Genomic DNA, 17,701 nt, shown 5'->3' with positions numbered 1-17,701 from the left:
ATTAAAGCACCGTGGAGAGAAAGTGGCTGACGCGAGCGTTGGCGTTATTTTCCAGTACCTGGCGCGCCGGACCGGAGGCGATCACTTTTCCCGCTTCCATAAATACGATGTTGTCCGCCACTTCGCGGGCAAAGCCGATTTCATGGGTGACGATCACCATGGTGATGCCGGAGTGCGCCAGCGCTTTGATCACCTGCAACACTTCCCCCACCAGCTCCGGGTCAAGCGCCGAGGTCGGTTCATCAAACAGCATGACTTCAGGATCCATCGCCAGCGCGCGGGCAATCGCCACGCGCTGCTGCTGACCGCCGGAGAGCTGCTGCGGCCAGTCATCTTCCCGCCCGGAAAGCCCAACCTGTTGCAGAAGCAGGCGTGCTTTCGCCACCGCCTGCGCCCTGGGCTGCTTTTTCACCCGGATGGGCGCATCGATAATGTTTTGCAGCACGGTGCGGTGCGGGAAGAGATTAAATTGCTGGAACACCATGCCGATACGGCTGCGCTGGCGGGCGATTTTGCTGTCGCTCACTTCAAACAGCGCCTGGCCTTTTTGCTCATACCCCACCAGTTCGCCGCCAATGCGGATTGTCCCGGCATCCAGTTTTTCCAGGTGGTTAATGCAGCGCAGCAGCGTCGATTTCCCCGACCCCGATGGGCCGAGGATCACCGTGACCGACCCGGCATCCACATCCAGATCGACGCTATCGACCACCGTCTGCCCGGAGAAACGCTTGGTGATATTGCGTAATTCAATTGCCTCAGCCATTACTCACTCTCCTGGCGTTAAACAGATACACCGGCAGCCTGCGGGCAAACCAGACTTTGGCTTCAACGCGCTTTACACCCCGGGAGAAGTAGCGTTCGACATAGAACTGCCCGACCGACAGTACGGACGTCAGCAGCAGGTACCACAGCGTGGCGACCAGCAGCAGGGGGATCACTTCATAGGTGCGTTGATAGATAATTTGCGCCGAGTAGAGCACATCCTGTAATGAGATAACCGACACCACCGCCGTGGTCTTCAGTTGACCAATCACCTCGTTACCGGCGGGCGGCAGGATAGCGCGCATCGCCTGCGGTAAAACGGTATAGCGGAGAATCTGCCCGCGCGAATAGCCAAGTGCCCGCGCAGCTTCCAGTTGCCCATTCCCAACGCTCTGGATGCCCGCACGGATGATCTCCGCCGCATAGGCGGACTGGTGCATCACCAGCGCGATCACCGCTGCGCTAAAGGGGCTTATCAACGCGTTCGCCGGAGAACTGTAAAGCTCCCCCAGCCCCGGCAGGCTAATGGCGATGGTTGGATAAAGCGCCGCCACGTTGTACCAGAGGAAAAGCTGCACCAGCATCGGCACGCCGCGGAAAAACCACGTATATCCCCAACTTACCGCCACCAGCACCGGGTTCGATGACAGGCGCATCAACGCCAGCACGGTGCCGCCCGCAAAGCCCAGCACGACGGAAATGGCGGTCAGTTGCAGGGTCATCACCACGCCGCTGATGATGGAGTCTTCGGTGAAGCTTTGCGCCACCACGCCCCACTCAAAACGCGGGTTGTTGAAAATGGAATGCAGCAAGCCTGCCAGCAGCAGTAAAACGAACAGGGCGCTGAACCAGCGCCCGTAGTAGCGTTTACCGACAATGCGCAAAGCGTCCTGCGAGGGTGAAGGAGTGGTGTGCGCCATCAGAAAATCTCTTCGTTACGTTTGGACTCTTTTACCGCGCCGAAACCAATCGACCAGTGGTCGAGGATCTTCTGGTAAGAGCCATCTTTGATCAGGGAGTTGAGGGCAGCCTGTACGGCCTCTTCCAGCCCGGAGCCTTTCGGGAAAGCGATAGATACCGGTGCATCGTTAACGCTGATTTGCCCGCTCATGGTCAGCGGTTTCACTTTGCTGACCTGCCAGGTCAGGCCTTCATAGGGGCCAAAGAACATCGGTACGCGCCCGCTGACCACCGCCTGTACACCTGCCGGACGGTCCGGGAAGACGGCGATTTTAATCGGCGCTTTACCCTGTGCTTCACACGCTTTGCTGCCTTCGTTCAGACGGTTGATTTGCGTGGTGCCCGCACCTGCGCCAATCTCTTTGCCGCACACCTGCGTCAGTTCGGTAAAGGCGGGAATGTTTGCATCCTGACGGGAGATAATGCCAAGGCGGGACGCATCGTAATAGCTGACGAAATCCACCTGTTCCAGGCGCTTTTGGGTGGCATTAATGTTGGCGAGCGCCACATCGTAGCGGCCGGATTTCAGCCCCGGAATAATATTGTCGAAACCGCCGGTATCGTGCCACTGCACTTTCACGCCGAGGCGTTCGGCAACCGCGGTCATAATATCGATTTCGCGCCCGGCCAGCGTTTTATTATCTTCCTGATAAAACGTTGTTGGCGGCGTATTTGGGTTGGTGCCCGCAATAATATAACCGCGCTGGATGACCTCCTGCGGTAATTTCGCTTTTAGCGACGCATCTGCCGCAATAGTAAACGTGGTTTGCGCCGGAACGCTCTGTTCAGCGGCATTAACCTGTTGCACGCCACTTATTGCGAGGAGAATGGAGAATACGCCGTATTTATTCATATTGTGGTCTGTCCCCTGAAAAAGAAAATAACTGCCAAATATATTGTGTGAATTCCATTCTGTTAGAGCAGTGAAAACGAGGGAAGCAATAAAACCAGAAAAGCAATGCTGCAAATTGCATAAGCCAGTGCGCACGCGTAATCAGGCAACAATTGGCAATGCGCGCTCTCGCTCAGGTGCTAGCCTTGATCCATTGGTTAAATCCCTCACATCAGGAGCAGACGATGAAGATTGATCTCAGCGGAAAAGTGGCGCTGGTGACGGCGTCAACGGGCGGCATTGGTTTTGCGATTGCCAAAGGGCTGGCGGAAAGCGGCGCGACGGTGATCCTCAACGGGCGAAGCGACGCCTCGACCCGTAAAGCAAAAGCCGCGCTGGAGAAAGAACTACCGGACGCCACATTGCACACGGCTATTGCCGATTTGGGCACAGCACAGGGCGTGGAGGCCTTGCTCAACGCGGCGGGTGACGTGGACATTCTGGTGAATAACGCCGGGATTTACGGCCCGCAGGATTTTTACGCCACCGACGATGAAACCTGGGAAAATTACTGGCAGACCAATGTGATGTCTGGCGTACGCCTCTCCCGCGCGTTACTCCCGGCGATGGTGAAAAAACAGTGGGGACGCGTGGTATTTATCTCGTCTGAATCGGCGCTGAATATCCCGGCGGACATGATCCACTATGGCGTGACCAAGACGGCGCAGCTGTCGCTGGCACGCGGGCTGGCAAAATTTGTCGCCGGCAGCGGCGTGACCGTCAACAGCGTCTTGCCGGGGCCAACCATGTCCGACGGCTTTGCGGAGATGATGAAAGAGGAAATCGAAAAAACCGGCAAAACGCTGGAAACGCTGGCGAAAGAGTTTGTGATGGCCCATCGCCCGAGTTCGGTTATCCAGCGCGCCGCCACGGTTGAAGAGGTAGCAAATATGGTGGTGTATGTCTGCTCGCAACAGGCTTCCGCCACCTCCGGCGCGGCGCTGCGCGTGGACGGCGGCGTGGTTGACGATATTGTCTGACCGGTTCCGGCTGGCCTCAGGGCCAGTCGGGGTAAAAATGCCCCATCAGGATCATAAATAGCGGCGTGGTCACCGTCGAAAAGAGAGTGGACAACAGCATACTGGTCGCGGTCGCTCCTTGCAGCACCTGAAATTTTTGCGCCATCAGATAGACATTTACCCCTACCGCCATTGACCCTAACAGCACCACCACCTGACTTTCCGCGCGCGGCAAATGGAGCAGATACGCAGCAGCCCAGATAAGCCCTGGCATCAACAGCAGTTTAAGCAAACAGATTGCGCTACTCTCGCGCAGGCCTTTGCGAATGTGATAGCGCGAGAGGCTCATGCCAAGCGTGATCAGCGTTAACGGCGCGGCAACCTGCGCTACCATGCTGACCGGACTATCAAAAAACTGCGGCAGCGGGCGACGAAGCGCAAAACTCCAGAAAAAGCCAGTAAAGATGCCAATAATGATCGGGTTGCGCAGTACGCTTATGAGCGTCTTGCCGATCCCACGCACCGAGAAACTGCCGTTTTGTGCCCATTCGACAGAGACGGTCACCAACGTCCACAAGATCAGGCTGTTAAAGACCAGCACCAGCGCGACCGACGCGAGACTCGCCTGACCAAGCAGGATGACAGCCACCGGAATACCGAGCATGACGTTGTTAGAAAAGATGCCGCCCAGGCCAAACACCGAGCCGGAAATTGCGTCCAGGTGGAACACATTTTTCGCCAGCACGCGGCCAATAACATAGATGACCAGGCAACTGCCGAAATAGGCGATCAGCAGCCGCATATCCACCGGCGGACTTTGATAAAACTTACTCATGACTTTGAACAACATGCAAGGAATCGCCACGTTAAAGCAGAAGCGATTTAACCCCTCGTTGACCGACTCCGGCCAACCGGCAAAGCGGCCTAAGCCATACCCCAGTGCAATCAGTAAAAAGAGCGGCGCAGAGAGGAGCAGTTGCTGCGCGAGTTGCCCGAAAAATTCCGCCGTGTCCATCCCTTACCCTGTCTGTATTAATGAAATTACTGTTAACGTCTTGTTTTTGACAGTATATGGGGAGGCAACCGCGCCGTCAGTCCCTGATGACGAAGGATCCACGCATTTTTGCGTTTTTCTTTTATTGAAAAGTTATACGTTTCGCTAACTATATAGTTTCATTGGGTAAATATAACGCTTGGCAACAATATTAGTAACAAGATATTTCTAATATATAACAAATATGTAATTTTATTCGTATAATTCCGTTATCTATTTTTTTAAGAAGGCCCACCTGCAACCTGAATTTATCTATTCCTTATCACAGCAATTATTAGCCAAATAGTAAAAACAAATAATGATAGTTCGAGGTTAACTCCATGATAGCACTGAAAGCATCCATTGTGGTTGCTGGCTGCGCACTGCTTTTATCAGGCTGCGCATCCTATGACAACACAGCCTGTAATAATGCCTTCACCGCCGGGCAAAATGCCATTAATAATAAAAACTACGATGCCTACCTGAATAATCGCCAGTTAATGCTGCAACTTTGCTATTCCAGCCAGACGGAATATAAAGTTACCAGTGCAGTTATGGATTACGATAATGGATTATTAAAAAAACTCTATGATGATAAAGATTATGCAAATCTCATTAAATTCACTGAACAGCAATTCGCAGCCAGCGATACTAAAGACTATTTTTATCATCTTCTCATGCAATATCAGTACTATAGTGGGCTGGCAAAACAGCAAGCGAGCAGTAATAAAACGCAGGCTATCAGTACCCTGACGAGTTACGAGACGCTGGTAACACGTTATGCCCGTGAATTAGGCGCTGCGCATGCGAATTACCTGTATGCGTCCTCTTACAAAACCCATAGCGAAATAGGCGATGGCTCCAAAACGTTGCTGGATAAATTCGTCACCGCGCTGAACCTGACGCCGCTGGCAAGCGGTGATATGTATACCGCAGCAATAAACCTGGCGCGGGACCTGAAAAATAATAAACTCGCCAGCCGCCTGGGGACACAGTGGTCCACGCTAAACAGCGCATGGGGCGGTGTGGATGAGGGCCATCGCGTTGTCGCCGACAGCAATAAACTCCGCGACGTGGCGGCCATTCTGAAGAAGAAAGGCTTTGGTGACCTGTCTGACGTGACGGCCGCGCTGGCGGGTACGCGCCATAAAACGGAGGTCAGTAACCAGCAATACGCTGCGCAGCAGGCTCAGGCGGAAACCGAGCGCGCTCAGGCTGCGCAGCAAGAAGCGCAGCAGCCATCGCAGGTCGATACGCTGGTCAATGCGGTGACGGGTGTCGCCAGCAGCGCCATCGTTGCGCATGCCTCTGGCGGCAGCGTGTCTCAGGCCGTCGGTAACTCGCTCAACCAGGCCGCGCTGGCCGCTAACAGCAGCAGTGAGAGCAGTTATTCGCCCTCTGCGTCGTCCGGCGCCGGTGCTTCTTCTGCAGGCAGCAGCGGTGGCGGTTCTGGTGGTGCCCGCCCGGCGCTCTCCGCCGAAGCGATGGCTATCGACCTGAGTGGCGATTGTGATACCGCTGAGCGCAAAGGCGCTGAAGCGGCAGAGAAGATAGGCGCACAGGCGCAGTCACCAGACGCCGGGATTTGTTCCTCCGGTAAAGGCGTCAAACTGCTGGGGGAAATCGCCGTTCGTGTTGCGCAGGCCTGTAAAGTCCGCCCGACCTGGAAACAGATGGAAGATCAGGGCTATGAGACGATTAACGAGGCGCAGCAGACCATTAACGATTCCTGTTCACCCTGACAAACAGCGCCCCGCACACTGCGGGGCCTTTCCACGCCGCGATTGATACAGCCGCGCCAGTGTCAGGCACAGAGCTGGTCGATATCTTCCGCGATAGGCTCCATTTGCAGACTACCCAGCGCGCCCAGATCCTGTGTGTAGATGGCTTCCTTGCCCACACGCGCGTGGATGAAATAGCCCACATCGCCATCCTGACCGATCAACAGGTATTCCGGCTCCACCTGCTGGACAGCATAGGTCTGGTTGCGCTCCAGCAGATCGTGGTAATTGAATAACACCAGAGCGTCGCCGTTCGGGGTGGTGATTTCCCAACACGCGTTTTCCCGGATCGTTTGCAGTAAATAGCGGCGGTAGCGCGGCGGCAATGTCATGCCCAGCACGCGCTCAAGGTGTTGCAGTGAAGGTGGCAGCAGGTTACTCATTTTCGTTTCTTCTTCACGTTCTTTACGTTGGGCACCAGCGGCGAGTGATCGTAAACGTAGATTTCGTTCAACGTCAGCTCAGGCGGTATCTGGTGGAGATGATCGGCGAGCTCGTCATGCGGCGAAGGTAGAGGAAACGACAATCCATAATCGTTATCGACAATCAGCGCGCCGTGCAGAATGCGCACCTCTTTCACGAGCATGGAAAGCTTCTCCATGGTGATCCCCGGGTAGAGGGTCTGCCGGTATTTACCGCTATAAGTCTGGTTACAGCCCACCGACACGATGATATCCAGCGAATTGGTGAAGACGACCATCGCGCCGTGATTAATAAAATAGCCGTGCATTGTCTCTGCCTGCGGGTGCGCGGGCGGGTAGATTTTCGTTTCCACCGTGAAGCGCTCAAGCAACTCTTCCAGATAGACATCAATCGACTGGCCAAGGCAGATATTGCCTAGCGAGTGATTACTGATGATGTCCGCATTCAGATCAATCATCCTTCCTCCTGCGTTGCCGGAAACCGGCCACGAAGATACGCAGACCACAGTTGCGTGACTGCCCAGCCGCCCGCCTTCCCGGCAGCCAGACTTTTAGCAATCAGATCGACATCGTCAGCAATACACGCCGCGATCTCTGCATTGCCGTTGATGCGAAAAGCATGTTTGAATGCTTTTTCGCGTAATGTGTCGATAAAAGTCAGCACCTGCGCCGGGAATGCCTGGGCCTGAAGTTCGCGATATGCCTGCATCCAGGCCTCATCGAATGCAGCTTCATCGCGCAAATCCAGGGCGGCATCGGCATCCAGCGATGCCAGGAAATCAAAAAATCCGTTGGCGGATAAGCGGTTATCCAGCTCGGTTAAGGCAGGATTTATCATCTTGTTGCTTGCTCCGTTGATGCGCTAATGGGGAGACGGCCAGCGCTTAGCGATAGATCCCGCGTTGCTCTGCCTGTTCAATCCAGATGTCCTGCAGGCTTCCCTGGATTTCGGCATCCTGATAATGCACCGCAAAATCGCCATCAATCCCTTGCGGGAAATGACTGCCATCCAGCATGCCGAAGATAACCGAGGCACTGTCGGCCATCGCCATCTGTATAAAGCGCAACACATCGTGTTGCTGCTCGACGGTAAGCGATGCCAGCGCATTTCTGGCCCTGCCATAGACGTCGCTATCGCTGTTCACCGGTCTGGTCAACGCCTGCTGGTAACGTACGGCATTGTCGTCAAACAACGCGCGGGCAACCGCCTTCACCACCTGTTCATCATGTTCCATTATGTTCTCCTGCAATGGGGCTATCGCGGATGCCGCTCTCCCCTGAGGTCGTGTGCAAATGCAGAAAACGTGGCCTTATGCTATTTCCTGCCAGAAAGCGAGATTAACTGCGCCGACCGCGCTGGCAACCTCTTGCGGGTGCGCGGCCTGTAAAAACAGTGACCCAACACCCCGGATAAACAGCGCAAAACTGTCAGCAACCGGATCGTCATCCGCCGCTGTCGGTTCGCTGGTAATGGCGTAAACGCGCTGATTCAGGGTATTAAGCAGCAGGGTATACGGATCGGAAAGCGCAATCACGATGATGCCCTCAGGACGGCTGACGCCGGGCCACCAGCGGTTAAACGCCTCACTTTGATTGAGCGCTATCACCTGCGCGAGGTAATCCTCACCTGTGCCAAAGGCGATATTGCCAAGGGAGAAATGGTCCAGATCATAGCGGGAAAGAAACGCCAGGAAGTCACCGCTCAGCCTGACATTCAGGATTTGCTCAAGCGCACATATGTCGCCCACCGGTTCGCGCCGTTGTTTTAGCAGTAATTCATCCATCTCACCCTCTAAGGGTAAAAATTTTTCGGCCAGTCGTTGTTCAATATCCGCCAGGGTTAATAGCACCACGTCCTCGTTTACACGGTTTCCATCACATTGAATTGAATCATCGCTGCCGCGCAAGGTAAAACTCCAGGTACTTGTGAGGATATTCTTTAAAAGGCCGACGCTTGCCATAACGATAGATCGCGTCGAAATAGCGGAAGGCCTCATCCAACTGGCCCAGTTCATATAAGGCCATGCCCAAATCCATATGCGGCCCGACATCAATTTCAGAACGGCGATATTCCAGTTCAACCTCCGCCCATGCTTTGGCTTTTTCATAGTTGCCAAGGGCAAACCAGGCGTTGTAATAACTCCCTGTCAGCCATCCACCGATCATTTCCCATGCAAACTTCGGCTCAGGCAACAGTGCACAGGCCTGATCATATTGCCGGATAGCCTCGGCGAATTGCTTTTTATCCGACAATGCATTGCCAGCGTTAATAATATCGACAATCCTGTTTTCCAGTGCGGCGTCAGTTTCTGAGAGCAATGGGCTTAATAACATATCGGCTCCTGATGCTTATTCTGCTGGCTTGTTGTGAGCAGCCGGCGGCGTTAATCCGTATTTCTTCATCACATGTCGTGCTTTTGCGGCTACCGGCTGCCACTGACTGTCGGTTAACGCCTGTAATGCGGCAATGGCAGACGGAGTGGCTATTTTCGCCAGCGCATAAATACAGTCCGTCGCCAGGTTAAATATTCCGTCCTCGCGATCATCACAAAGGTAGTCATGATCCGTTGCAGCACACTGATAAATTGCCGCTACCGCGATTTCACTGCGCGGTGCGAGTGTTAACAGCGCTCTGAGCACTTCCGCATGCCGTTGATGCCAGAATGCCGTTAACGCCGGAATAAGCGCCTCGCTGTCCGGTGGTGAAAAGTGAAAGTGAAAACCAAGGTATAAGGTTAACTCCAGCGCCAGCGCATTTTTCGTCTCTACCGCATGACGCAGCTCATCATTAATGAGGGTACTGATAGTTTCCTGGCTGGCCGGGTAGTTGAGGAAAAACGCCGCATCGCTGATTTTCCCCTCGCGCAGCGGGCGGTTATCGAGCACCGCTAAAACCAGCGCCAGTTTGTCCGTTATCATGGCAGGCGCTTCCGTGTTTTAGTGGCGTCACCGCCTTTCCAGGCAATCAGTAATCCGGCCTCGCCCAGCGTCTGATTGACTTCAGCAATACGCGCGTCGCTGACCGTCCAGAGCCATAAATCATTCTGCAGGTGTTCAATATCACCGGCACCGGTTGTCGCGATCCAGGTTTGTAGCGGCATGCCCATTACCGGCTGTGCCAAATGATGGCGATTAACGACGTTAACGGGATAAATCATTCGCAGCATGCTGCGCCTGTAACGCTCCGCCCCGCGGAACCGGCCCGGCGTTTCCCGCTTAAATAACACGGGGTTTTCGCAGCCGCAAACAGAGACCAGATTTTCGCCGGCGGCATAATAGTAAGCTTTGCTGACCGTGTCGCAGTGGTACGCAATCCCGTAATCGAAATGAATCTCGCAGGCCACCATTCTGAGCAGAGCCGCCATATCCCCACACGCAGGAAGTTGCATATCGATATGGTGAAACTGGCCGAACTCAGCGGTGGACACACCGAAAGAAGCAGACCAGGGCAGCGCACCGGGCTTCTCGCTATACAATCTGAACGCATTGATCTGCTGCGCCGCCACTTTTTCCCGCAATGCATCCAGCGTGGACTCGATCAGATCGTGATCGCCGGGGTGGTCGCCCGGCTGCACATACTGATTCCAGCCACAGGATGAGACCTCCAGCGCAGCGTGTTTGAAAAGCGTCATACCCAGCGCCAGCGCCGAAGCGGGTGAAACCTGTTCTGTGCCGTATAGCGCAATTCCTGTGTACATACCTCTCCCTATGTTGCGGTTATTCCCCAATCCTGGTTTGTTGCACGCGCAAATCAATCACCGGGTTTTTCCCAGCAGCGAATTTTTTCCATTTCACGTTCCAGATCGCCCATATCATCATCGCCCAGTTCATCGTTAAATTTCGCAGACAATATGGCGCGCACCTTCGCCAGACGATGCGTTACCCGGTTACGATCGATAAAACCGGTAGTTTCCCGGCAATATGCCAGCTCATTTTCCGCCGCATCACATATTGTTTCGCCGTGGTAATAGTGGCGGGCGATATCGCGTAGGGAGATCAGGATATACTCAACCTCACTCAAAATGGCTAACGCCTCTTCTCCGGTCAGCTGGATCTGTTCGTTTTCTGCTTTCATATACTCTCCGCAGGCGCTGCAATATGTGTCTTCACTCCAGAAAGATCTGTTCTATATAGCGGTTAACCGCTGAACTCATCCCGGCAAGCGCGCGGGCATCTTCACCTGAAGCATATTTCAAGGCGCCTTCCAGATTATCGCGAAGGACAAACAGTGCCCAGGCGACGGATTTTGGAAGCAGGCTGTTATCTTTATACGCGGCGTAGAACGCATCCAACGCCCGATACAGTTCTTCCACGGTGTCCTTCCCGGGGATATTCGCCAGGCGGACATTCTCAACAATATCGAGAATCAACGCATTTATATGCGCAACACTGTTTTCCATAGTATCCCGTTATCTCTTACAGTACATTCTCATCGCGGCGCGTTACCACGCCAACTGCGCGGTAAAAGACCGCCATGCACTTAGGATGAGTAAAAGATGATGCAAATAACAGAAAATACTCCCGTCGCGGAACGGGAAATAAGAGCGTTTTATACTAACGATGTTATCCGCGTTTATCAGGCTTATTCCGACGCCATTGCCGATAGCGCCCTTGCGCAGGGTACCTTTGTTTCCCCGCCCTTTAGCATGACCCGTATGACGTGGATTAAGCCCTCGTTTCTGTGGATGATGTACCGATCTGGCTGGGGGAAGAAAGATCCGCATCAGTGCCGGGTACTGGCTGTCGATCTTAGCCATGAAGGCTTTAAGCAGATCCTTAATCAGGGGATTTTAAGCAGTCACCGTCATGCCACTTGCGACGATCAGGCCGAATGGAAAAGTAAAATCGCCGCGTCCGATGTGGTCATTCAGTGGGATCCGGAGCGGGATATTCACATGAATAAACTGCCCTGGCGCACCATTCAGATTGGCTTACGCAACCAGGCAGTGGTGGATTATTGTCAAAAATGGATCGTCAATATCACCGATGTCACCGAACGTGCGACCGACATTCACACGCTGGTTAATGCCGGAAATATTGATGACGCCCGCCGGTTGCTGCCGGAAGAGAGAATTTACACCGTTTAAGCAGGAGGCATAACGCACCGGCCACGCAGAACAGTCAGCCGGATGAGGGGTCGGTACGATTCTGCAAAAAATAATCGAGATATTTTTGTGGTCGCCCCTGAAATGCCCGCCGCTGACCATAGTGCCAGGCTTGCGCAAAATAGTTCAGCGCCGCGTCGTATTCCTTTAGCTCATAGCAGGCCATTCCCAGATCAATGAGCGGCGCGGTATCAATCGCAGAACTGTTCGCGGCCAGAGCGATTTCGCCCCATGTTTTTGCCGCGGCGAAGTTCTGCAAATCGAAACAGGCGCTGTACAGACATGCCGCGACCCAGCCCGTCACGCTCCACGCCATTTTAGGCTCAGGCAGTAGCGCCCAGGCCTGCTGATAAGCCGCCAGCGCATCGGTAACGTTCGCATTATCGTGGTGGATGTTGCCGGCTTCAACCAGCATCGTGATGCGATTGTCCAGTTCTGCGTCAAGATCTTCATGTTGCGTCATGTTCAACCTGCCAGGGTAAAAAGCGATCTTTCAAGTGAGTCCGCACTCGCATTACCGCCTCTGTTAAACCTTACCGGTTTGCATAAACTCTTCGAGTTGCCGGATAAAGTGCGCTTTTTGCTTTGTGCGCTTCACGTCCAGTACGCTGACACGGGTGATATGCCCCTTTTTGTCATAATCCTGTTTTTGTAACACCAGCACGAACTCCCCGCCGGGGATCCCTTCGGGTTCGTACCGGGAATCAAAACTCACGCCCAGTCGCTTATTTTCACCGCCGATCAGCACCGCACTGAAAAAGTAATCGATATTTTCGGTCACCGGCTCAACCTCATAAAAATTATTAAGCGCGATAAACCATCCCGCAGGAACACGCAGCGGCTGCAAACCAACATTCTTATTCGTCATGTGTCGTCGCCTTGAAATACGAGGCCGGAAGCGCAGCCAGTTGGCGGATTTCGTTATCATAGGCGTGCCGGTCGATGCCTTTTAACGTAACCATGCGTTCAAAAAATCGACGCGCCTGTGTTGCCATTTCACGTATAAATTCGCCTTTCCCGACCACGGCTTTCACTTCACCGTGGCAATCAACGCTGATCAGAACCTGGTCCCGCAAGGGTGTAAACCGCACGGTGACAGGCTGATCCGGGAAACACGTTTCGAACGCGTTTTCTTCCGCCAGCGCCAGCAAGCCCGACGTGAAATACGCCCACAGCTGATCGACATAATCCCACATGGCCTGATTAATCAGCTCCACACCGTTTATCCGCAGCAGCAGAGCGCCATCAATATAGTCCGGATCCGTAATGGTGCCTTCAAAGGCGAAAACATCAACAAAACCCTGCTCAGACTTAATAAAACTCTGTACCTCAATCATGGTAAAAACCTTGTTCAGTCACGCTCAGGACATCCTCAGAATCGGGTTAATTAATCCCTTGTATAGCGGGTAAAAGAGGCAAGAAATGCCGAAAAATCTGGCCAGATGCCGAAGATTTCCGCCTGCTCATGCAAAATATAAAAATAGACCTGACCGGCGTCCTTTTCCCTTAACGATACCGCATAGATGCCCGAGCCCGGATCGTAAGCAAACGGGAGTAACTCGCCTTTTTTAAAGCCTTCCGGCAGACCCTCTTCATCGAACTGATGGAAACAGTCCCCTATCTCATCCACTGTAAAAAACGCATTGATGGGATAAATATAGGCATCGTCATGAACATACGAAGGCAGCGGCTGGCCGCCATTGAATGTCTGGTATAACGCGATCATCCCGACAGGCAGCGGCACGGGCGTGAGTGCGGCCAGGCGCGCAATGTCATTTTCCGTTGCGGGCGGCAGACTGTCGGTCAAAAATAGCGGCCCCTGGTAATCCTCGGCCGCATCAATGACCTCTCTCAACCAGTCGGCGAAGGTGTCAAACACCGTGACATTCTCGTATCCCACACTCGCAAAGTCGTGAATGATAATGACACGCTCGCCCTGATCCCGTTCCCAGCAGGCAATATCGTCGTTATCTTCCCGGCGGGCGAAAGGCAGCAGCGCCCGCCCCGGATAGCGTGTTTTCACGCCCTCATAGCGTGTCTTCAGCCTGTCGCCTTGCAGAATAATCCACGGGTCGAAATCCACCGTTCCTTGCGCGCAGAGTCGCAAAAAATCCGCTGGGTAGCTAAACCATGCCGGTAATTCACTGGCCGTTAAAAGTTGTGCCATGTCTTTTCTCCCTGTTAGTTACAGACCCAAGGGTTTCGTTTTTGCCGCAACGGCACAAGCCGGGTATTTATATTCTCAGTAGATCCTGAATATCATTTGATGCGCCCTCGACGGGGGTGAAGGACAGCGATATTTGCGACTGTGATTTGCTGTAACGGACCCTATAACAGCCCACCGGAAGGGGCAAAAATATGCCAGCCATTACCGCTGAGCCGTCAGGTTCAAGATCGCCGCCGGAAGTATCTTCGCCTGCGCCAATAAACACCCTGCCGGACGGAACGCGCAGCGACAGCGAGGCGCAGGTGTCATCGAGATCATCCCTGATGATCACGCGGTATTCACCGTCCTCACCCAGATTAAGAAACAGCGCATTCCCGCGATTAATTTCTTCTATTTCATCTTCAGGAATGCTCCACCAATCAGCATCATCACTGACCCGATGCTGCAAACAAGCCAGGTCAAAAATCGCCAACGTCGCCGTGCCGGTGACAAAAGTAAATGTCGTCTCCATCAGGTATCCTTTGAGGTGAAGGCGCAGCTATAAAATGCCAACGGAGGGTTATTCATAGCTTTTAGCAGCCATTAATACATCGGCAAAAACGCCCCAGCTAATATTCTGGGGAAGCGGCAACTGCCTGTTTTTGTAATAACCGTCCATATCTTCCATCCACGACGCCATGGCCTCAAGATAATCCGCAACGCTTTTATTTTGCCACGCTTCAGGTGAATGTCGGGCATCGGTTGCTAATGCCTGTATCAGGGTTAGTAGTTCCTCCCGGTTATTTACCGGGAAATGTTCTTCACACATGCTGTGCTCCTTATCCGTTCTCTACGATGTTGAGACCGATGATAAAGCGTACCGCTATCTTACCGCGGTTTTATCACAACAGATTTTCCGCACCTGCGCCCTCGATCAGTAAGGTGACCTGGCGATAATGAGGGTGAAATTTAAAAAATCGTGCGTCATTCAGGCTCCTTACACGCATACCCCCTGAACTAAAGCGCGTTGATCGTGTGTTGCGCAGAATAACAACAACACAGTGATGTGTGGATAATGATATTCACCACGTAGTAGCCCGGAGATTAGGATAAAGAATGCGGAGCCCAACGTCGTCTCGTCCACTGTATTGCGTGATCAGATAACAGCGCTTTAATCCGTGCCTCAAACGCTTCATTGAAGTGGTCATCAGAAGCGATAATCACATCCAGAACATAGTGTTCGTCGCACAGCAATTCACTCAGTCGGTCCTGTTTATCGATAACCTGGATTTCAAAGTCCTGACAGACCGCACGGGCGATATAGCGCCCTTTATCATCACGACAGATGAGCGGCTGTTGAAAAGCACGTTCGAATTTGCAAAGTAGCGCGTCGAACGTCCCCTCTTCCGCCAGGATAAAACTCAACCACCGTTTATTGCTCGTCATATTTACTCCCCTGAATGAGACCAATAAATTAACCCGTATTACTGGCTACGGTCGATGCATGCCCGTAGATGAGGATGACGCTGCTCTGGCAAAGAGCCAAAAGCCGACATGTCTCCTTGCATCGCGTACGCATTTTAACGGCTTAGACATTCCATCTTTCATAAATATGATGATATTAATAGATTATCAGCTTACCCACTGGCCATTTTCCATTCCAGCCGCAGGGAATATGCCCATGTTCATAGATATTAATAAGCGACTCAAAGAAGAGACTACCCTTTAAATGTTTTTTATACGCATCTTCCATCAAATAATTAATCAAGTCCCATTTAATATTATCCAGAATAACATGTTGAACCACTTCATTATTTGTCACTAGCGGGGTAATTTCAGTATCGATAATTCCCTGGGCTTCTCTGGCAAGAGTATTCCATTCTTGATAGTCATTACTGTGTTTTTTGGCTAAATGCCCCGTTATTTCATTCCGTGCCTCAAGGGTGGTGTCTTCCCAATCCCCACTGGCAATCTCTTTAATAAACGCATTTTCATCAGTAAGCTGCGTTGCATGATATAAAACAGTAGGCTTTCCTAAATTTATGAACCAGTTAATTTTCAGCAAGCGATCTACGGCTAATCTGGAGATATTCATGGCTTCACCTGATTTTTTTCGGTATTTCTGAGACATTCCTTGCACCATCCAACACCGAGCTCATCGGGCAGATGCAAGCTGTTGCCGCAGCAGCACGGTGGAAACCGTAACATAAAAGTCCGCTAAAACATCATAAATCAATCATTAAAAAATAACGATGCTTTGGCAAGGTTATGTTCTTGTATATAGTTATCCTCCCATGCAAGGTAACCCTCTGGTGCAGTGTAACTGTATCCTTTATCAAAAAAACGTTCGCCATGCGACATGACCATAGCCCAATAGTACTCTTCTTCATGACCTAACAAAGATGCTTCAAGATAATTTTGGGGTGGACGGGTAAACAGAGGCGTATTATTAATTATTCTTTGCGCCTCATCTTCAGTTTTTTGACCATAAAAAACCATGATCCCTTTAATAATAGATACCCAAGTATAAAAATTAAATATGATAAAGTCATTTGGATTATTTTCATCTACAAATAACAAACCATCTTGTGGCTTTTCATTTTCGATCATGTTATGCATTCACCATGTAAAATTTCATCTTTCATGTTAAATAATTCTTGGGTTGTTATCTTTTTTATTATCAATGGTTTCCCCATCAATAATTTTCGACTTATCTATCATCATTAACACCTTATTTCTTAAACTTATCGAATAAAACTGCTGCTTTTTCTGAAAAAATAGCCACCTGCCTCCCCTCTACCTATAGGCGATTTCCCGCCTCTTACTGCTCCGGAGTTTCCTACCATAGGTCAGCTTACATCATCATGAGTATGAGAAAGTATCCCTTTTCTGCCCCCAGTAACAAAGTCGGACCATTCTCCATTGGCTGAGTAAAATATTTTAATATCTAGTTTTGCCATCTCATGGTTCTGGAAATCAAGCTGAATAGCAGTCGATGGTTACTGCAGGTTCTAAAAATCAGAATTTTCAAAGAAACCGAAAAGTTAAGGACACTGTGTTAAAATTAACTTGAGCAGAGTTGATTTACTATCATGTCAAAAAAACGGCAAAATGGAGAATCAACTTGATTATATATAAAAGCAGTTAAAGAGATCTGTAAAATACTCTCATGCCTTTACACTAGGCCGGAAAAATCGTTGAAATTACTTCCGACCTGTTGTTTACTAATCGCTACTAACTCTTATGTATTTCATTTCGCCATTATTTATTATTTTTTTTATTTCCTTTATATCTATTCCTTCCAGTGAATTAACTTCACAAATTTGAATTAACTCATTAATAAATAAAATGGCATCATTTTCCTTAAAAATACTGTCAGCACGGTAATAATCTTTTATTTTTCTTAAATATTTTAGACTACTCCATCTTGTCTTGTTAGAAAAAATAGATGAGTGTAATGATTCGCTGATATCAAAATGAAAAATTTCACCTGAAACATTTATATGTAAATCTAATGCCATAACTACCTCACAATATCATATCTGTTATTTTAGCATCCCTAAATACACTTTGCGGGAATGCAGTAACCAGATCACCATTTGATTCAACCACAACCCTAACTTTTGTCAAAACTTCACCTT

Annotated in this window: 27 protein-coding genes; 3 read left to right on the top strand and 24 right to left on the bottom strand. The window is 51.2% G+C overall.

Going from position 1 to position 17,701, the window contains the following annotated elements:
- Window position 1: 1 nt before the first annotated feature.
- From GA0061071_RS12385 to GA0061071_RS12375, 3 genes are read right to left on the bottom strand one after another with little or no spacing between them, the layout of a single operon-like run.
- Window positions 2–763 (bottom strand): amino acid ABC transporter ATP-binding protein, encoded by a 762-nt coding sequence (locus tag GA0061071_RS12385; RefSeq protein WP_061492741.1) that lies wholly within the window; start codon window positions 761–763, stop codon window positions 2–4.
- The gene (locus GA0061071_RS12380; RefSeq protein WP_088238332.1) at window positions 756–1,682 is read right to left on the bottom strand and encodes an amino acid ABC transporter permease; all 927 of its coding nucleotides are present in this window, start codon (window positions 1,680–1,682) and stop codon (window positions 756–758) included. The genes GA0061071_RS12385 and GA0061071_RS12380 overlap by 8 nt, the downstream gene beginning before the upstream one ends.
- Window positions 1,682–2,575: an ABC transporter substrate-binding protein gene (locus GA0061071_RS12375; protein ID WP_061492737.1), complete on the bottom strand. Its 894-nt coding sequence runs from the start codon at window positions 2,573–2,575 to the stop codon at window positions 1,682–1,684. Before GA0061071_RS12375 ends, GA0061071_RS12380 begins: the two co-directional genes overlap by 1 nt.
- Window positions 2,576–2,799: 224 nt before the next feature.
- On the opposite strand from GA0061071_RS12375, the gene GA0061071_RS12370 reads away from it, so the two are divergent.
- Window positions 2,800–3,594, top strand: coding sequence for an SDR family NAD(P)-dependent oxidoreductase (locus tag GA0061071_RS12370; RefSeq protein WP_088238331.1), 795 nt, complete (start codon window positions 2,800–2,802; stop codon window positions 3,592–3,594).
- 16 nt (window positions 3,595–3,610) lie between these two features.
- On the opposite strand, the gene GA0061071_RS12365 is transcribed toward GA0061071_RS12370, so the two are convergent.
- On the bottom strand, window positions 3,611–4,588 hold the full coding sequence (locus tag GA0061071_RS12365; RefSeq protein ID WP_088238330.1) for an AEC family transporter: 978 nt from the start codon (window positions 4,586–4,588) through the stop codon (window positions 3,611–3,613).
- Window positions 4,589–4,947: 359 nt separating this feature from the next.
- Between GA0061071_RS12365 and GA0061071_RS12360 the strand changes: the two genes are divergently transcribed.
- Window positions 4,948–6,348 carry a hypothetical protein gene (locus tag GA0061071_RS12360; RefSeq protein WP_061492732.1) on the top strand — a complete coding sequence of 467 codons (1,401 nt, stop codon included), beginning with the start codon at window positions 4,948–4,950 and terminating at the stop codon, window positions 6,346–6,348.
- A 62-nt stretch (window positions 6,349–6,410) separates the two neighbouring features.
- Here the strand turns inward: GA0061071_RS12360 and GA0061071_RS12355 are convergent, their stop codons facing one another.
- From GA0061071_RS12355 to GA0061071_RS12310, 10 genes are all read right to left on the bottom strand, one after another.
- Complete coding sequence (locus tag GA0061071_RS12355; protein ID WP_071889834.1) at window positions 6,411–6,770, bottom strand: SMI1/KNR4 family protein; 360 nt, start codon at window positions 6,768–6,770, stop codon at window positions 6,411–6,413.
- Window positions 6,767–7,267 carry a hypothetical protein gene (locus tag GA0061071_RS12350; RefSeq protein WP_061492730.1) on the bottom strand — a complete coding sequence of 167 codons (501 nt, stop codon included), beginning with the start codon at window positions 7,265–7,267 and terminating at the stop codon, window positions 6,767–6,769. Before GA0061071_RS12350 ends, GA0061071_RS12355 begins: the two co-directional genes overlap by 4 nt.
- The gene (locus GA0061071_RS12345) at window positions 7,264–7,647 is read right to left on the bottom strand and encodes a hypothetical protein (protein ID WP_090269442.1); all 384 of its coding nucleotides are present in this window, start codon (window positions 7,645–7,647) and stop codon (window positions 7,264–7,266) included. The genes GA0061071_RS12350 and GA0061071_RS12345 overlap by 4 nt, the downstream gene beginning before the upstream one ends.
- A 46-nt stretch (window positions 7,648–7,693) precedes the next feature.
- Window positions 7,694–8,044, bottom strand: a complete 351-nt coding sequence (locus GA0061071_RS12340) for a hypothetical protein (protein WP_088238329.1) — start codon at window positions 8,042–8,044, stop codon at window positions 7,694–7,696.
- 75 nt (window positions 8,045–8,119) lie between these two features.
- Window positions 8,120–8,659 carry an SMI1/KNR4 family protein gene (locus GA0061071_RS12335; RefSeq protein ID WP_061499713.1) on the bottom strand — a complete coding sequence of 180 codons (540 nt, stop codon included), beginning with the start codon at window positions 8,657–8,659 and terminating at the stop codon, window positions 8,120–8,122.
- Between the two features lie 40 nt (window positions 8,660–8,699).
- Window positions 8,700–9,143: a tetratricopeptide repeat protein gene (locus tag GA0061071_RS23605; RefSeq protein WP_061492725.1), complete on the bottom strand. Its 444-nt coding sequence runs from the start codon at window positions 9,141–9,143 to the stop codon at window positions 8,700–8,702.
- A gap of 15 nt (window positions 9,144–9,158) precedes the next feature.
- Window positions 9,159–9,728 (bottom strand): hypothetical protein, encoded by a 570-nt coding sequence (locus tag GA0061071_RS12325; RefSeq protein ID WP_088238328.1) that lies wholly within the window; start codon window positions 9,726–9,728, stop codon window positions 9,159–9,161.
- Window positions 9,725–10,507: a hypothetical protein gene (locus GA0061071_RS12320; protein ID WP_088238327.1), complete on the bottom strand. Its 783-nt coding sequence runs from the start codon at window positions 10,505–10,507 to the stop codon at window positions 9,725–9,727. The genes GA0061071_RS12325 and GA0061071_RS12320 overlap by 4 nt, the downstream gene beginning before the upstream one ends.
- A 53-nt stretch (window positions 10,508–10,560) precedes the next feature.
- Window positions 10,561–10,884 carry a hypothetical protein gene (locus GA0061071_RS12315; protein ID WP_061492718.1) on the bottom strand — a complete coding sequence of 108 codons (324 nt, stop codon included), beginning with the start codon at window positions 10,882–10,884 and terminating at the stop codon, window positions 10,561–10,563.
- A 31-nt stretch (window positions 10,885–10,915) separates the two neighbouring features.
- Complete coding sequence (locus tag GA0061071_RS12310; RefSeq protein WP_061492716.1) at window positions 10,916–11,209, bottom strand: hypothetical protein; 294 nt, start codon at window positions 11,207–11,209, stop codon at window positions 10,916–10,918.
- 96 nt (window positions 11,210–11,305) lie between these two features.
- Here GA0061071_RS12310 and GA0061071_RS12305 point away from each other — a divergent pair, with 96 nt between their 5' ends.
- On the top strand, window positions 11,306–11,896 hold the full coding sequence (locus GA0061071_RS12305; protein WP_061492714.1) for a DUF4291 domain-containing protein: 591 nt from the start codon (window positions 11,306–11,308) through the stop codon (window positions 11,894–11,896).
- A gap of 34 nt (window positions 11,897–11,930) precedes the next feature.
- Here the strand turns inward: GA0061071_RS12305 and GA0061071_RS12300 are convergent, their stop codons facing one another.
- From GA0061071_RS12300 to GA0061071_RS23300, 10 genes are all read right to left on the bottom strand, one after another.
- On the bottom strand, window positions 11,931–12,377 hold the full coding sequence (locus GA0061071_RS12300) for a hypothetical protein (RefSeq protein WP_088238326.1): 447 nt from the start codon (window positions 12,375–12,377) through the stop codon (window positions 11,931–11,933).
- 63 nt (window positions 12,378–12,440) lie between these two features.
- Window positions 12,441–12,782 carry a hypothetical protein gene (locus GA0061071_RS12295; protein ID WP_088238325.1) on the bottom strand — a complete coding sequence of 114 codons (342 nt, stop codon included), beginning with the start codon at window positions 12,780–12,782 and terminating at the stop codon, window positions 12,441–12,443.
- Entirely contained in the window at window positions 12,772–13,251 is a 480-nt protein-coding gene (locus GA0061071_RS12290; protein ID WP_088238324.1) for a hypothetical protein, read from the bottom strand. The genes GA0061071_RS12295 and GA0061071_RS12290 overlap by 11 nt, the downstream gene beginning before the upstream one ends.
- Before the next feature lie 50 nt (window positions 13,252–13,301).
- A complete protein-coding gene (locus GA0061071_RS23600; protein ID WP_245191423.1) occupies window positions 13,302–14,081 on the bottom strand; it encodes an SMI1/KNR4 family protein in 780 nt (259 codons plus the stop codon).
- 67 nt (window positions 14,082–14,148) lie between these two features.
- On the bottom strand, window positions 14,149–14,592 hold the full coding sequence (locus GA0061071_RS12275; RefSeq protein WP_088238323.1) for a DUF6386 family protein: 444 nt from the start codon (window positions 14,590–14,592) through the stop codon (window positions 14,149–14,151).
- A 48-nt stretch (window positions 14,593–14,640) separates the two neighbouring features.
- Window positions 14,641–14,889 carry a DUF7660 family protein gene (locus GA0061071_RS12270; protein ID WP_088238322.1) on the bottom strand — a complete coding sequence of 83 codons (249 nt, stop codon included), beginning with the start codon at window positions 14,887–14,889 and terminating at the stop codon, window positions 14,641–14,643.
- Window positions 14,890–15,164: 275 nt separating this feature from the next.
- On the bottom strand, window positions 15,165–15,506 hold the full coding sequence (locus GA0061071_RS12265) for a hypothetical protein (RefSeq protein ID WP_088238321.1): 342 nt from the start codon (window positions 15,504–15,506) through the stop codon (window positions 15,165–15,167).
- A gap of 175 nt (window positions 15,507–15,681) precedes the next feature.
- A complete protein-coding gene (locus tag GA0061071_RS12260) occupies window positions 15,682–16,191 on the bottom strand; it encodes a hypothetical protein (RefSeq protein WP_245191422.1) in 510 nt (169 codons plus the stop codon).
- Between the two features lie 101 nt (window positions 16,192–16,292).
- A complete protein-coding gene (locus tag GA0061071_RS12255; protein WP_139109657.1) occupies window positions 16,293–16,670 on the bottom strand; it encodes a hypothetical protein in 378 nt (125 codons plus the stop codon).
- Between the two features lie 614 nt (window positions 16,671–17,284).
- Window positions 17,285–17,581 carry a hypothetical protein gene (locus tag GA0061071_RS23300; RefSeq protein WP_139109656.1) on the bottom strand — a complete coding sequence of 99 codons (297 nt, stop codon included), beginning with the start codon at window positions 17,579–17,581 and terminating at the stop codon, window positions 17,285–17,287.
- Between the last annotated feature and the right edge of the window lie 120 nt (window positions 17,582–17,701).

This window comes from Kosakonia oryzendophytica (genome assembly GCF_900094925.1).
GTDB classification, from domain to species: domain Bacteria; phylum Pseudomonadota; class Gammaproteobacteria; order Enterobacterales; family Enterobacteriaceae; genus Kosakonia; species Kosakonia oryzendophytica.
The sequence above is the reverse complement of the archived record's forward strand: the minus strand, read 5'-3'. Positions and strand labels throughout refer to the sequence as shown.